At 35.9% G+C, this 13,664-nt stretch carries 17 protein-coding genes and 1 tRNA gene; 4 read left to right on the forward strand and 14 right to left on the reverse strand.

What is annotated here, in order from left to right; translation table 11 throughout:
- Positions 1 to 225: 225 nt before the first annotated feature.
- Positions 226 to 621 carry a helix-turn-helix transcriptional regulator gene (locus tag EG339_RS01755; protein WP_123868594.1) on the forward strand — a complete coding sequence of 132 codons (396 nt, stop codon included), beginning with the start codon at positions 226 to 228 and terminating at the stop codon, positions 619 to 621.
- A 135-nt stretch (positions 622 to 756) separates the two neighbouring features.
- Here the strand turns inward: EG339_RS01755 and EG339_RS01760 are convergent, their stop codons facing one another.
- Positions 757 to 1,053: an MGMT family protein gene (locus EG339_RS01760; RefSeq protein ID WP_123868595.1), complete on the reverse strand. Its 297-nt coding sequence runs from the start codon at positions 1,051 to 1,053 to the stop codon at positions 757 to 759.
- Between the two features lie 87 nt (positions 1,054 to 1,140).
- Between EG339_RS01760 and EG339_RS24100 the strand changes: the two genes are divergently transcribed.
- Complete coding sequence (locus EG339_RS24100; RefSeq protein ID WP_164465392.1) at positions 1,141 to 1,287, forward strand: hypothetical protein; 147 nt, start codon at positions 1,141 to 1,143, stop codon at positions 1,285 to 1,287.
- A 42-nt stretch (positions 1,288 to 1,329) separates the two neighbouring features.
- Entirely contained in the window at positions 1,330 to 1,602 is a 273-nt protein-coding gene (locus EG339_RS01765) for a hypothetical protein (protein WP_123868596.1), read from the forward strand.
- 178 nt (positions 1,603 to 1,780) lie between these two features.
- Here the strand turns inward: EG339_RS01765 and EG339_RS01770 are convergent, their stop codons facing one another.
- The 5 genes from EG339_RS01770 to EG339_RS01790 all read right to left on the reverse strand — a co-directional run bounded on the left by EG339_RS01770 (position 1,781) and on the right by EG339_RS01790 (position 6,112).
- Positions 1,781 to 2,755: a deoxyhypusine synthase family protein gene (locus EG339_RS01770; RefSeq protein ID WP_066696735.1), complete on the reverse strand. Its 975-nt coding sequence runs from the start codon at positions 2,753 to 2,755 to the stop codon at positions 1,781 to 1,783.
- A 515-nt stretch (positions 2,756 to 3,270) separates the two neighbouring features.
- Positions 3,271 to 3,651: a GreA/GreB family elongation factor gene (locus tag EG339_RS01775; RefSeq protein ID WP_123868597.1), complete on the reverse strand. Its 381-nt coding sequence runs from the start codon at positions 3,649 to 3,651 to the stop codon at positions 3,271 to 3,273.
- A 296-nt stretch (positions 3,652 to 3,947) separates the two neighbouring features.
- Positions 3,948 to 4,586, reverse strand: a complete 639-nt coding sequence (locus EG339_RS01780; RefSeq protein WP_123868598.1) for a porin family protein — start codon at positions 4,584 to 4,586, stop codon at positions 3,948 to 3,950.
- A 48-nt stretch (positions 4,587 to 4,634) separates the two neighbouring features.
- Complete coding sequence (arfB, locus tag EG339_RS01785) at positions 4,635 to 5,027, reverse strand: alternative ribosome rescue aminoacyl-tRNA hydrolase ArfB (RefSeq protein WP_123868599.1); 393 nt, start codon at positions 5,025 to 5,027, stop codon at positions 4,635 to 4,637.
- Between the two features lie 56 nt (positions 5,028 to 5,083).
- Entirely contained in the window at positions 5,084 to 6,112 is a 1,029-nt protein-coding gene (locus EG339_RS01790) for an AMP-binding protein (protein WP_123868600.1), read from the reverse strand.
- Positions 6,113 to 6,211: 99 nt separating this feature from the next.
- On the opposite strand from EG339_RS01790, the gene EG339_RS01795 reads away from it, so the two are divergent.
- Positions 6,212 to 6,282 (forward strand) — tRNA-Gln (locus tag EG339_RS01795).
- Between the two features lie 125 nt (positions 6,283 to 6,407).
- Here EG339_RS01795 and EG339_RS01800 read toward each other — a convergent pair.
- The 8 genes from EG339_RS01800 to EG339_RS01835 all read right to left on the reverse strand — a co-directional run bounded on the left by EG339_RS01800 (position 6,408) and on the right by EG339_RS01835 (position 13,494).
- On the reverse strand, positions 6,408 to 6,587 hold the full coding sequence (locus EG339_RS01800) for a hypothetical protein (protein ID WP_123868601.1): 180 nt from the start codon (positions 6,585 to 6,587) through the stop codon (positions 6,408 to 6,410).
- A 113-nt stretch (positions 6,588 to 6,700) separates the two neighbouring features.
- The gene (locus EG339_RS01805; protein WP_123868602.1) at positions 6,701 to 7,639 is read right to left on the reverse strand and encodes an ISAon1 family transposase; all 939 of its coding nucleotides are present in this window, start codon (positions 7,637 to 7,639) and stop codon (positions 6,701 to 6,703) included.
- Between the two features lie 19 nt (positions 7,640 to 7,658).
- Positions 7,659 to 8,012, reverse strand: coding sequence for an ISAon1 family transposase N-terminal region protein (locus EG339_RS01810; protein WP_123868603.1), 354 nt, complete (start codon positions 8,010 to 8,012; stop codon positions 7,659 to 7,661).
- A gap of 280 nt (positions 8,013 to 8,292) precedes the next feature.
- Positions 8,293 to 8,925, reverse strand: a complete 633-nt coding sequence (locus tag EG339_RS01815) for an HdeD family acid-resistance protein (protein WP_123868604.1) — start codon at positions 8,923 to 8,925, stop codon at positions 8,293 to 8,295.
- Between the two features lie 159 nt (positions 8,926 to 9,084).
- A complete protein-coding gene (locus EG339_RS01820) occupies positions 9,085 to 10,041 on the reverse strand; it encodes a gliding motility protein GldB-related protein (RefSeq protein WP_123868605.1) in 957 nt (318 codons plus the stop codon).
- Between the two features lie 83 nt (positions 10,042 to 10,124).
- Positions 10,125 to 11,543, reverse strand: coding sequence for an amino acid permease (locus EG339_RS01825; RefSeq protein WP_123868606.1), 1,419 nt, complete (start codon positions 11,541 to 11,543; stop codon positions 10,125 to 10,127).
- 123 nt (positions 11,544 to 11,666) lie between these two features.
- Entirely contained in the window at positions 11,667 to 12,491 is an 825-nt protein-coding gene (locus tag EG339_RS01830; RefSeq protein ID WP_123868607.1) for a hypothetical protein, read from the reverse strand.
- Between the two features lie 76 nt (positions 12,492 to 12,567).
- A complete protein-coding gene (locus EG339_RS01835; RefSeq protein WP_123868608.1) occupies positions 12,568 to 13,494 on the reverse strand; it encodes a hypothetical protein in 927 nt (308 codons plus the stop codon).
- Positions 13,495 to 13,664: the final 170 nt, after the last annotated feature.

The raw sequence follows: 13,664 nt of genomic DNA on the forward strand, positions 1-13,664 counted from the left end.
GTTGAGAAGAACATTTAAGTTTTTGAAAACCTAAAATTTTATTCTGATTTGAAATGTTATGAAGCATTATTTTAAAATTACTTAAATGGACTAAAGTTTTTTTAACAATGCTTTTGCGACTTTCGTGGTGCTTCTTCTCTCAATAGCGAAGATTTATCAGCATTTTTTCAAGTTTTCTATTGTATACATTGTGCTTTTTTGCCATTTTTGTATAAAATGTCGGTCATGCAAAAAGAAAAATTACGTCTTATCAGAAAGCAAAAAGGATATACTCAGCAGCAGGTAGCAGATTTTATCGCTACAGATGTATCTAATTATAGCAGAAAAGAAAGTGGTGATGTAAGAATTGTAAAAGAAGAATGGGATAAACTTGCCCGTTTCTTAGACGTACCGCTTGACGAAATTTACGAAGAAGAGGAAGCAACAATAGTTGTTAATAATGACCATCCTATATTCAATGACCAATCTGCAGGCGGTATTAACAATCAGAATCAATATAATAATATTCCGGGATCTATTATTGAAAACCTACAAGGATATATTGCTTTATTAAAGGAAGAAAATGCAAGGCTGAAAGAGGAATTAAAAAATTCCCAGAGTCCTTCAAGAGCTAAGAAATAATACAGTTTAAAACTGTAAAAATATTTGTATCACTCATATCAATATATGGGTGATATTTTTTTCAGTATTGATTTTTTTCAGGTACAAAATTTATTAAGAGTTCTTTTTTAAACACAAATAAGAGTTTCATGATAGCTATAACTCATTCATTGGATCCCAGAACAGCTTTTTAAAGCCTTTTATTCTTAGATTTTCTACCGTAATTCCTTCCTCTTCCAATCTCTTCTGGAACTCAGGAACAGATAAGGTTCCTGAACTGGAAATAACACGGTGTGCAGGCACATCTTCAGGACAACCCCCCATTGCTTTTCCTACATGACGGGAATGATTGGGATAACCTACTGCCTTAGCTATAGCACCGTATGTAGAAACTCTTCCCTTGGGAATAAGTTTGGCTACTTCATATACCTGTTGTTTGAAAATTGCGTCCATAATCTAAAATCTAGGAAAGATATTTAAGTTTTTGCATCATTTTTGAACTCTTACAACCTCAATGATGCTTCATTAAAAGATAAAGATATGAAAAAATCATTTTTCCGTTTATTGAATGTGATCAATAAAAAGGTCCTTCCGAAGCTAAGTAAGAAAGATCCTAACAAGCTGACAAAAATAGAAAAAGGAATTCTTGCGTATCGTTATTTTGTGCTGGTTAATTCTTTGGATTGATTTTATTTTCCCACAGATGACACTGATTTTCACAGTTCTAAAATGATGCTTAAATATTTGCGCGCAGATGTTGCTGATTACACAGATTTGTTGGAAATCGCAAAGGCGCAAAGGGTTTTCACAAATATTACACTTATTTTAAGGCGCAAGAAGATCAAAGACCTTCAGCAAGCTGTATACCTATTTTTTTTGCCACGAAGTCATGGATTAATTATATTACAAAAATTAGGCTCATTAACTTTTTTTATTCGTGCATTAGTGACTAATTATTCAACGATGTATAATTTTATCGCAGATAAAATCTTTGCGCCTTAAAACATCAGGTAAAAAGAATTTGCACCTTTGCGATTTCCAACCTTCCGATCATATTTTCTACTCAAAATCTGCTTAATCAGCTAAATCTGCGAGAGATCTAAAAAATATTAAAATATAAAATAAAAAAGCGCTCCCAAATGGAAGCGCTGATATTATAATCTCGTAAAGAGTTTATTTATTATGCATTCTCAAGGATATAAGAGAACATTAACGGTGCACAGATAGTTGCGTCACTTTCAACGATAAATTTCGGTGTAGTGATATCTAATTTCCCCCAAGTGATTTTCTCATTTGGAACTGCTCCTGAATATGAACCGTAAGATGTAGTAGAATCAGAGATCTGGCAGAAATAAGACCAGAAAGGGATGTCATGCATTTCCATATCCTGATATAACATTGGTACCACACAGATAGGGAAATCTCCTGCAATACCTCCACCAATCTGGAAGAATCCAACTCCTTTTCCACCTGAGTTTTTAGTATACCAGTCTGCAAGGTAAGTCATATATTCGATCCCTGATTTCATTGTAGTGGCTTTAAGCTCTCCTTTGATACAGTAAGACGCGAAGATATTACCCATTGTAGAGTCTTCCCATCCTGGAACTACAATTGGTAAGTTTGCTTCAGCAGCAGCAATCATCCAAGAGTTTTCTCTAGGAATTTCGTAATACTGCTCCAATACTCCTGAAAGGATCATTTTGTACATATATTCGTGTGGGAAATATCTTTCTCCTTTAGCTTCTGCATCTTTCCAGATTTCCACAATATGCTTCTGTAATCTTCTGAAAGCTTCTTCTTCAGGAATACAGGTATCCGTAACTCTGTTCAGTCCTCTTTCCAACAGATCCCATTCTTCCTGCGGTGTAAGATCTCTGTAGTGGGGAACTCTTTCATAGTGAGTGTGTGCTACAAGGTTCATTAAATCTTCTTCAAGGTTAGCTCCTGTACAAGAGATAAAATCTACTTTCCCCTGACGGATCATTTCTGCAAGAATCTTCCCCAGCTCAGCAGTAGACATTGCTCCTGCCAAAGTAATCATCATTTTTCCGCCATCTTTAAGATGTGCAACATATCCTTTAGAAGCATCCACCAATGCAGCTGCGTTGAAGTGCAGGTAATACTTTTCTATGAATTCAGTTATCGGTTTGCTCATTTTTATAATTTTTTGCAAAGATAAAACTTAAAAACGGAATGCAGCCCAAGCACTTGAAGAAAGTCTCATATACGGGTATTTTTTTATCATTTGTTAAATATGCAGATTGGAAGATGTTTGAATTGATATACTTTTTTTGTTGGGAAACGCAAGGTCGCAAAGGATTTTATCATTATTACGTTTATTTTAAGGCGCAAGAAGATCAAAGATCTTCAGCAAGTGTAACCCTATTTTTTAGCCACGATGCACGAATTTATTATATTAATATATTTTATGTTTCTATGCGGTTCAAATAGCACAATAGCTTCATTAGCTTTTTTATTCGTGCATTCGTGGCAATATTCAGCAATATGAAATTTTATCGCAGATAAAATCTTTCGCCTTAAGGCATCATACATGTAAAAAACTTGCGCCTTAGCGTTTTCCAACATTTATCCTTATTCTCAAAAAAACAGAAAACGCAGCCCGAAATGGACTACGCTTTCTTCGTAAAATCAACCCTATATGACAAAGTTTTATCCTTCCCAGGCTTCCACTTTTACAATTTCAATTTTTCTGTTTCCTTCTTTAAAAGGCCAGTCGATGATATCTCCTACTTTATATCCAACCACTGCTAAAGCAATATTTGAAAGGATAGAGTGTTTATTTTTCTTAAGTTTTTCTTTGGTAGAGGGTACAAAAATATATTCGTGCTCAAAATCCAGTGTATGATCTTTCAAAGTCACTTTTCTGTTCACTGTTACAATATCTTCAGGCAGGTCTCTTCTGAGTACCTGCTTTGCTTTTCTCAGCTCTTCAGTTAATCTTTTCTCTTCTCCGATGCTTACTTTTTTTCTTCTGAGAGTATCTTTTATGGCATCATAAATTCCTGTGGTTACTGTAATATGATCAGACATTTTTTTCAATTTTTAGGATGAAATGCAGTATTTTCCGAACGATCCAATGTAGAACCCAGGCGCAAACCTGCCTCTTTCTATAGAAAACCGCAAAAAAATAATATGTAAAAAATCCGGAATAATCCCCTGCCTTGGATCCTGACAGGGCTTAATTGATAAAGTCCTTGGAACTTTTCAGAAAAGAATCAGTATGTAGATACAATAATGACAGCAACAATCCTGCCTGTCGGCGCTCTGCTGATAAAAAGATGGTTGCTGTCATTATTTTTTTATTTTAACTCTAACAAAGATAGGACTTAAAAATTAAATGTAGCAACTCCGCTTAAAGAAACTCTGGTTAACCCTTCTTTTGCATCGCCTAACTCAACTGTTGTCCCATTAATTTTCATTTTGGTTAATGTTCCTGCTGTCATACTTAATTTAGGCCCTATAAAAATATTTTTAGACAAAGCGTATTGATATCCAAAACCAGCATCCAATCCCAGGCTGGATCCGGTTCCTTTTATATTACCTGTTTTTGTTGTATAAGAAATAATCCCTAATGAACCATCAAAAAACAACTTATGTTTTGTTGGATCATTATAATTGGAATACATGATAGAAGTCCCAATAAAAGTAATATTATCTGTTGTACTTAAAGGCACGTAGATGGTACCCCTTTGAGAATTATTGACAGCTATCATTCCATTGCTTGATGCATTGTAATTCGAAAACTTTAGTCCGATTCCCACCTTATTGATGTGATAATAAGCAGAAAGGTCAAAGTGAAGCCCGCTTTTTAATCCTTTGATATAATCTTTTTCCTGTTTTGAAAGTCCTGAAGGAGTTTCAGCAACTCTCCATGCATATCCTACAGAAGGAACAAATGAAAATTTTTGGGCAGAAGAAAATAAACAAGTCGAAATAGCTCCCATTAGCATTAGTTTTTTTATCATTTTTGAAAAAATTTCCGGCAAAAATAGGGCTTTCCGTGAAAGATGCAACTACAATCTAAATCTTCTGTTTTCTTTTTTATCAGAAAGCTTCTTTTTGTTATCCAATCTCTTTTGCTTTTGAGCCCTGGACGGTTTGGTAGCAGTTCTTTTCTTGGGAACAATAAGGGCTTTATTGACAATATCCACTATTTTTTCGATGGCTTTATTTTTATTCATCAACTGGGTTCTGCTTTCTGAAACCGTCAAAAATAAAAATCCGTCTGCGTTGATTCTGTTTTTTAATTTTTCCTGAATCAAGATTTTTTCATCATCTTTGAAAAGCTCAGAAACTGCCACTTTCCAAAGTACCGTTACAGAAGTCTCCACTTTGTTGACATTCTGCCCCCCTGCTCCGCTGCTGCGGGATGTTTTGAAACTGAGTTCTTTTGAAAAATCCTTCATTGCTTTAAATTTTGAAAGTTTAGATTACGGAATCCAAAACCAGAAACCTGAATTTCTTAAATGTTTTTGCCAATCAATTGCTGCAATTCCAATCTGTTTACCTTTCCATTCGGTGTTCTTGGAATTTGATCCATAAAAATAATTTCTTTGGGCTTGTGGAAATTCTTCTCAAATGGAATGATAGAAATTTTCTCAATAACCTCATCTGATGTGTTTCCTTCAATAATCATTATCAATTTCTGACCCAAACTTTCGTCAGGAACTCCTATAAAAATAACTTCATTTGGAATTTCTTTTTTAACTAATGCTTCTAATTTTTCAGGAAAAATTTTCGCTCCCCCTGAATTAATAACGTTATCTATTCGTCCCAGAAATTTGAACTGCTTATTATTTTTAATTTCAACTAAATCATTCGTTACCAATACTTCTGCATTTACATCAGGTGCAAAGATAGTAAGACAACCTCTTTCATCCAGGGAAATGGAAACATTTTCAAAAACGGTAAAATATTCTTCCTGTTCCGGCATTACTTGTTTTAAGCCAATATGGGAAAGCGTTTCAGACATTCCGTAGGTTTCAAAAATACGGCTTGAGCGGTCCAGATTCATATGGAGGATTTTATTTTTCAGACTTTCGGAAACTGCTGCCCCACCAATAATTAAATTTTTGATTAAATGCAGTTTATCCAATGAGTTTTCCACCTGAAGCGGAGTCATTGCACAAAAATCGACTTCCTGATCGAGATTTTCAGCGGGACGTAATGATGGCTCACTTACTATTAACTTTAATTTCCTTTCCAGGGAGCGCACCACCATCATTTTACCTGAAATATATTCTACGGGCAGGCATAATAATGCTGTATCACCTTCCTTCAGACCTAAAAAATTGCAGGTCATTACCGCAGAATTAATCATTTTCTTTTTTTCGATCCCGAAAATTTTAGGTACGCCTGTGGAGCCGGATGTCTGCACTTTTACAGAGTCTCCTCCAGAAGCCCATTCTTCTAAGAAATTTCTTACTTTTTTTTCAAATTCAGAATTGAAAGATAATTGATTAATATTGAGATTATTGAAGTCTATCAGCATATTTTCCGTAAATAAAATCTCCAGTAAATTTAAAAAAAAATTCAAAAAGTTCTTGCATCTAAAGAAAAAAGCTGTAAATTTGCACCACTAAAAACAAACAGACTCATGGTGTAGCGGTAACACTACTGATTTTGGTTCAGTCATCTGGGGTTCGAATCCCTGTGAGTCTACAAACCACTCTTTTTTAAAGGGTGGTTTTTGTTTTTATAGAATAGGAATAAACATAGATTCATTTTTTTGAATCAGTTTTATTAATCACGGGATAAAGTTCTCGTTCTAATAAATAGAATACCATCTATTTCGTATTATTAAAATAAAGCCAATCTGTAACATAATCCTTACAGCCACTAAACAGATAGGTATCAAAACTTAATTTAAATCTATATTTTTTCTTTTCTTTTAATGCGCTTGATATTCTTCCAGGAATAATTTTAACTTCATATTCTTTAGAATCTCCTTCCTTTAATCTCTGCACTTTTCCTAAACATTTTTTTCACATTCCCACATGTAGCACCGCTGAAATGATATGTTGTATCTATATACTCGTCTTTCTCTACGTTATAAAGGATCAAGCGTAAAAGTTGGGGACTAGGCAAAAAGTTTAGCTAATCTGAAGATAAAAAAGGTTCTGTCTTTTACTCCTCTGAGCTGCATTCTGAAGTTTTTTATTTTCGCATTGAAAGATTCAGCAGCAGCATTGGTGCTTCTTTGATCAAAATAGTTGAGAATATTTCTATAATGATTCATTATTGTTTTTCTTAAGGTAGAAAAAGATTTAAACTCTGCTTCTTCCACATTTCTAAACCAATGGGCCAGTTTAGTCATTGCTACAGATTTCGAAATATTCTGGTTATAAATTTTTCTAAGTCCATCAGTCAATTCATATGCCTGTTCCAGATCAGGATACTGGGTAAAAAGGATCGAAGCTCTTTGTTTCTGGGACAGAGTCCATTTCTCACGGCTTTTATATAGTAAATACCTGCTTCTTGCCAGGAGCTGTTTCCGGGTATCTCCGTTTGCAAAAACTTCTGTTTCAGCTGAGTGACTGTTAAAAGGATTGTTTTCCATTTCAATGGCTTCCCAGCGATGCCTGATCCTGATCTCCTGAAGGGCCTCTATGGACAGCTTCTGAACATGAAAACGATCAATAACCTGTACTGCATCAGGAAAGCAGCGTTGGGCAATACGCTTCATGGAACCCGCCATATCCAATGTAATTTCGTTTACCTTCATCCGAAGTTTTCTGCTGATCTTCAAAAGATGTGTGATGACAAAATCACTCTGGGTACCTTTTATCATAGCAACAATACTTCCTTTTCTCCCTTTTGCTTTTTTGGAGGTAAGAACGGTATAAAGTTCTCCATCAGATAATGCTACTTCGTCTAAAGATAAGGAGGCTGAGACATTTTCAGGGTAAATGATCCAGTCCTCTGCGTGCGGTTTTTGTTCCCAGCTATGATATTCGCTGAGATTATTCTTGTATTGCCTCTGGAAGCTCTTGCCTTTGATCCCGAAAAATTCTGCTATAACTTTTAGGGGAAGAGCTTTAGTGTCGGCTAATTTTTTTTAAGAAGCCTGCCAAATCCTTTGTCATCCGTGTGCCTTTCGCTACAAGCTGCCAGTCTCTCTGAAGGATCTCACCGGAGGATTTATCTGTCCATCTTCTTCTTTTCACATGGAGCTTTACGATTTTACCCCGTAATGGATAATCATCTACAATGATTTCAGGTAAAAAGCCCTTGGATTCAAATCTCCTTTCTTTAAATTCATGGGGAATACTGTTTCTTTCTTCGAAATAAATATGAAGTTCTGCATCATGAGTTTCTGCATTGAGGATATCAAAGTGCTCTACTAAAAATTCCGGAAGTAATAATTTAAGAAGGTCGTGATCGCTTAACATGATGCAAAGATAAAACTACTTAACATTCCCCCCAACTTTTGAGACTGAGCCGTTAAATCTTACCAATAAAGAAATTTATCAGTATGAAAATATCAGTCTAAGAGGAATTGAAACAAAAAGATACAGACTTAAGAAGAAGTTGAAACTTCCGCAAGAGGTAGAACTTCAAAAATGGATTCTGGAATTATAGTTGAATATTTTACATGCAAATGCAATTACTATTATCCTGACTCAATATCAGACCTATTACTCGAGGTCTGATATTGAGTAATCATTTCATTTATTTTTCCAGATCATCAATTTCGTCCTGTAGGGATTTGATTCTGTCTCTGAGTTCCTGGCTTACTTTTCCAGGAATCTTTTTAACTTTTCTAAGATCTAAAGCCAGCATAATAGAAGCTATTCCCATAAAAATAAAGGAAACTCCTGTTAATGTAACTAAAGAAATTCCTGTAAATATCGGATTAAATATCAGCAGTAAAGAAAAAATAATACCTCCTACGCTTGTTAAAGCTACATTTCCCCAACTCATGATCTTCATACTTTTCAGATCGAAAGCAAACCCCAGCAACTGGAAAGACCGGAACAGAAGAGTAAATCCTACAACAAACGGAAGAATAGACATTGAAATCTGCGGATAAGCGATCAGATAAATCCCAATTGCAGTGGTCAACAGTCCGCTTACAAGAAACCAGCCCCATCCGTGAAGGGATTTACTGTTTTGTATAGAAAAGAATATTTCCGTAATCCCCGAAAACAGGAATGAAACACTGAAAAATATAGAAAGTGTTACATAAGTTGCCAGTGGCACACTGAATACATAAAAGCCGCAGATCAGAAAAACAATTCCAAAGATCAATGGAATATACCAGTGTTTAACGGTGTTGGTAAGTGTTTGAAATAAATTAGCCATAGGAGTGTTTTTTAAGTTCGCCTACTTTGATACGGTGTTCGGCACTTCCGCCGGAATTTCAACATCAGATAGAAATCTTCACTTTACATTGAATAATACCTTATTACTAATTTACGAAAAAATAACAGATCAGGCCATTTTTATCTCACAATTTAACCCTTACTTTATATCATTTTTATATCCTGACTTTTCTAAAAAGATTTCTGTTTCAGCAGCATTGCTGAAATCCAGATTCATCATGTCACTGACAGCAGATTTTTTATCTATTGATTTTTCATAGAATCTTTTGGTAATAATATATCCCATAAAATATCCAAGATCTGCCGGTCTGTCTTTTATTGTAGTAGTGTTAGAAAGCCAATTCTGATAGTCTTCACCATTCATTTCTTTTTGAAAATCATTCCACAAAGAACTTTGATGCTGCATTCCATATTTTATATAAGGCGCTTCAACTTTTTTTCCGGTTAACAGTTCAGCTATAAAATCAGCTGAACCTTCTTTTAAACAAAGCCCTAATAAATTTGTTGCAGTACTTTTTAAATTTTGCTGGGTATGAACTAATTCATGAGCAGTAAGAAAGATCACTCCTGAATTCATTTTCATCCTATCCTGATAATTTTTGGAAAGTTCTGAATAATCCACGGTTTTATCAGAAGCTGCTAATTCAGAACCTATGATAAGATTTCCATTAATAACTGTTCCTCCTCCTTTAAGGTTTCCAATCGTAAAATAAATCTTTGGAGGAGAAAACCCTGCATATAACTGGCTGAAGTTCTGATAAAGCTTTTTTATATTTTTAAAATCTTTTTGAATTTTCTCTGTTTTACTTCTAATGGAGTTCCAAAATTTAGGTTTTGACTTAAAAGACTCAACCCATTGTTCAGAAGTAAAATTTCTTGACCTGATAAAATCATTCAATCCAGGACTCGCTTTATCAACATACATTTTTTGAAATGCAGATATTTTTTCCTCCGGATTACTGATCGTCTGAACCTTGTCATAAGCTGTCCAGAAATTTCTGATATCGGAAGTCTCAATATAAACAGTAAAATCCTGCTTCTGAGCTACAGCCGAAAATGGATATACAAGGAGAAGGCAAAATAAATATTTCATCATGAAACTTTTTTCAAAATAAAATATGGTTTTTGTACCGCTAAAAAGTTTCCAAAAACCATATTCTTAATCGTATTTAAAACCTATTAGTTCGGTTTATATAATTTATACATTACAAATAAAAACCCTATCCATACCGGAATCAGAATCACCTGGATTTCCATTCCTGTAATGCTCATCAATCCTAAAATCAGCACTAAAAATACAATACAAATGTAATTGGAAACCGGATAAAATATAGATGGAAATTTAGATTGAACTCCTTCTTTGGTGATGGATTTTTTAAATTTCAAATGGGTGTAACATATCATAAGCCAGTTAATAATCAAAGTAGATACTACAAGAGCCATCAGATACTGAAACGCTTTTTCCGGCACCAACTTATTGATGATAATACAGATCCCTGCAAAACATGAAGAAACAAGGATCGCGTTAATAGGAACCGAGTTTTTATTCAGTTTCTTCAAAAACTTAGGGGCATTCCCCTGCTGGGCTAACCCGAAAAGCATGCGGCTGTTACTGTAAACGCTACTGTTATAAACAGACAAAGCAGCAGTCAGTACAATAAGATTAAGCACATTTGCAATCAATACATTGAACTGAATCACTTTACCAAAAATACTGAATTCCAATCCATTCAAATTTTCAAATACCATTACAAAAGGGCTTGAGCCTTCTGTAATTTCTCTCCAAGGGCTTAATGAGAATAAGATTACCAAAGCGCCTACATAGAAAATTAAAATTCTGTAGATAACCTGGTTGGTTGCCTGTGGAATGGTTTTCTCCGGGTTCTTGGCTTCAGCAGCTGTGATCCCGATCAGCTCCAGTCCTCCGAAAGAAAACATAATCATGGCCATAGCAGCAAATAATCCCGAAAAACCGGTTTCAGTTTTATTGAATAATCCTTTTGGAAAGAATCCGCCATCATTCCACAAATTGGCAATTGTAGCCTTTTCTCCTGCAGTTCCGCTTATCAAAAGATAAACTCCAAAAACGATCATCGCGATAATGGCTACTACTTTGATGATGGAAAACCAAAATTCAGTTTCGCCATATACCTTTACAGAAGCGAGGTTAAGGGCATTAATGACTACAAAGAAGAATAAACTGGATACCCAAAGCGGTATTTCCGGCCACCAGAAATGAATATAATGGCCAATAGCGGTTAGTTCGGCCATGCTTACGAGAATATAGAGGATCCAGTAGTTCCATCCTGAAGCAAAACCCGGAAAATTTCCCCAATATTTATAGGCGAAGTAGCTGAAACTACCCGATACCGGCTCCTGAACTACCATTTCACCAAGCTGACGCATGATAAAAAAGGCAATAATTCCGGCTAAGGCATATCCCAGAATTACTGAGGGACCAGCCAATACTGCTGCCGGCCCGATTCCCAGAAATAATCCAGTTCCTATGGCTCCTCCAAGGGCAATTAATTGTATATGTCGGTTTGTTAATCCTCTAACTAAAGTCTCGTTTTGTCCTGTATTTTTTTCGTTGCTCATTGAATGAATTATTCGGTCGCTAAATATATAAAAACTTTTCAGAGAAATTCACATTCCATGGGGTAAATTGAGAATTCACACCTTAATAGCATGTGCTCCATTTTTACCCCAGCCTTAATTATTTTAATTTGTAGGAACAGCATACATAATATTTTCACCCCAATTTCCGCCAAATCCCTGGAAATAAGTACCGGCTGTCTGTGCCCCGCCAACAACATTCATACCTGCAATATATTTATACCTCTTTACAGCACCGGAAGAATTATTAATTACCAGACTTCCCTGCATTAATGAAAAACGGGTAAGTCCCGGAGCTGTTGGCCCTTGTATTAACCCACTTACTAAGGTAGGTGCTTCTGTAAGATCTGCTGAGAATGTACCTATATCTCCGGGTACAATATTAGGATCATCTGAAAAACTGGTCCTTAGCCACATCCATTGATCGCTGGTTAATACAGCTCCGGCAGGAATGATAAGTTGCTGCACTGTGACAAGCCATTTACCGGGTGGTAAATCTATATAGGAGCCGGTATATCTGGCATCATTTGTAAAAACAAAAGGAAAATCTATTCCCGCTCCGTTCACTCCACGCAAAACGGTTAACCTTACAGGCTTCCATAAGCCATTACCGTTAGCGTCCGAAGTTAGTACATAGTTTTCGTTTTGTGCTCCGTCTGCTATTTTTATTCCGGAAACAGGTGTTGCTAAGGTTCCGGTGGTCTTAATATCCAGACTTGTAGCAGGGTTATTATTTCCGATCCCTATATATCCGCCAGATGTCATTACTACATCATCTGTTTGATTAGCCTGGCTTACAGGTCCTGAAATTTCATTATTCTTTTTTCCATCCATGTGAAACACAGCTTGGGGGTTAGGTGTATTAACTCCTATCTGGGCAAAGCCTAAATGAGTTATACCCATAAATAGTACAATGGTTAGTTTTTTCATATTTTTTTAAGAATTAATTGAACATGATAAAAGCCTCAACAGTTCGTTAAGGCTTACTTTCTATAAAAGCGATCTATTAATTAGCTATTTTATAACCATAAATGGAAGTTGCAGTTACCTGATACTGGGCTCCTAAGTTATTCAATTGTGCCGCTGATGCCATACTTACCGTTTCTCCTGCATTCAGATGAACAACCGCAGAAACAATTCCTGATGCAAAAATACCGGGATTGGTATGGAAGTTTTGTACAAGCTGATTATTCGGCGTTGTAGCAAAATTCTTCACAAGATATAATACACACCAGGCAAAAGCAGGCTGCCCCGCAACCTCTGAATTATCAAACTGGGCAGAGCCATAAACCATATAATAACCTTCTGTAGGTGCAGTAAATCTCCCTGTTGAAAGGTTAACCCCATTTGCTGTATTTATGGCCATACCTTGAGGGTATTTAATCTCCGTTTTTTCCCATGCACTTCCGGTTGTAGCAGTACAATTCTGTTTAACGGCATTCTGCTGGGCGGAAGAGAAAAGATAGGTTTGTGAAACTGGAGGCATGTTATTAGAACTTGAAAATAATACCAGCTCCCATGTTGTGCCGGAAAGCGTTCCTTTGCTGACCAGAAATGCATAATATCCGGAAGGAATATCGATAGAAGCAACACCGGGGCCGTTCTGGTTATCTATAAGCTCTCCTCCGGAGGCAGCTATCGAAAGAATACCAGATCCTGTATTTTTAAAGTGGTAGGTTCTTCCTGAAAAATTACCTGCTCCATTTATTGCTGCGGGCAATGTTAAAGTTCCGCTATTTGCAGAATTATAAGCAATATAATAATCATTAGCCCCTACAGCTCCACTTGCAGATACTATTCTATAAGTTGCGGCAAAGGAACCGTTAACAGTCAGGCTGCTCGTAGGATTTGGCGTATTTATGCCTACTTGGGCATTTACCTTCAAACTACTCAGACCTGCTAGAAAAGCAATGAAAAATAAATTTGTTCTCATAATCAAAAAAATGTTTTTAGAATCCGAAAGAAATTGTGCATCAATAGGGTATCCCAATCGTTTGTCCGATGGGATTTTCATGAGACTAACTTACTCCGAAAAATAAAGATTTCACCTAAAGGCTCTGTACGCATTTTTCCACAAAACTGTACGTGTTTTATGACATGAGA

Origin of the sequence: Chryseobacterium bernardetii (genome assembly GCF_003815975.1) — a bacterium.
Classification (GTDB): Bacteria; Bacteroidota; Bacteroidia; order Flavobacteriales; family Weeksellaceae; genus Chryseobacterium; species Chryseobacterium bernardetii.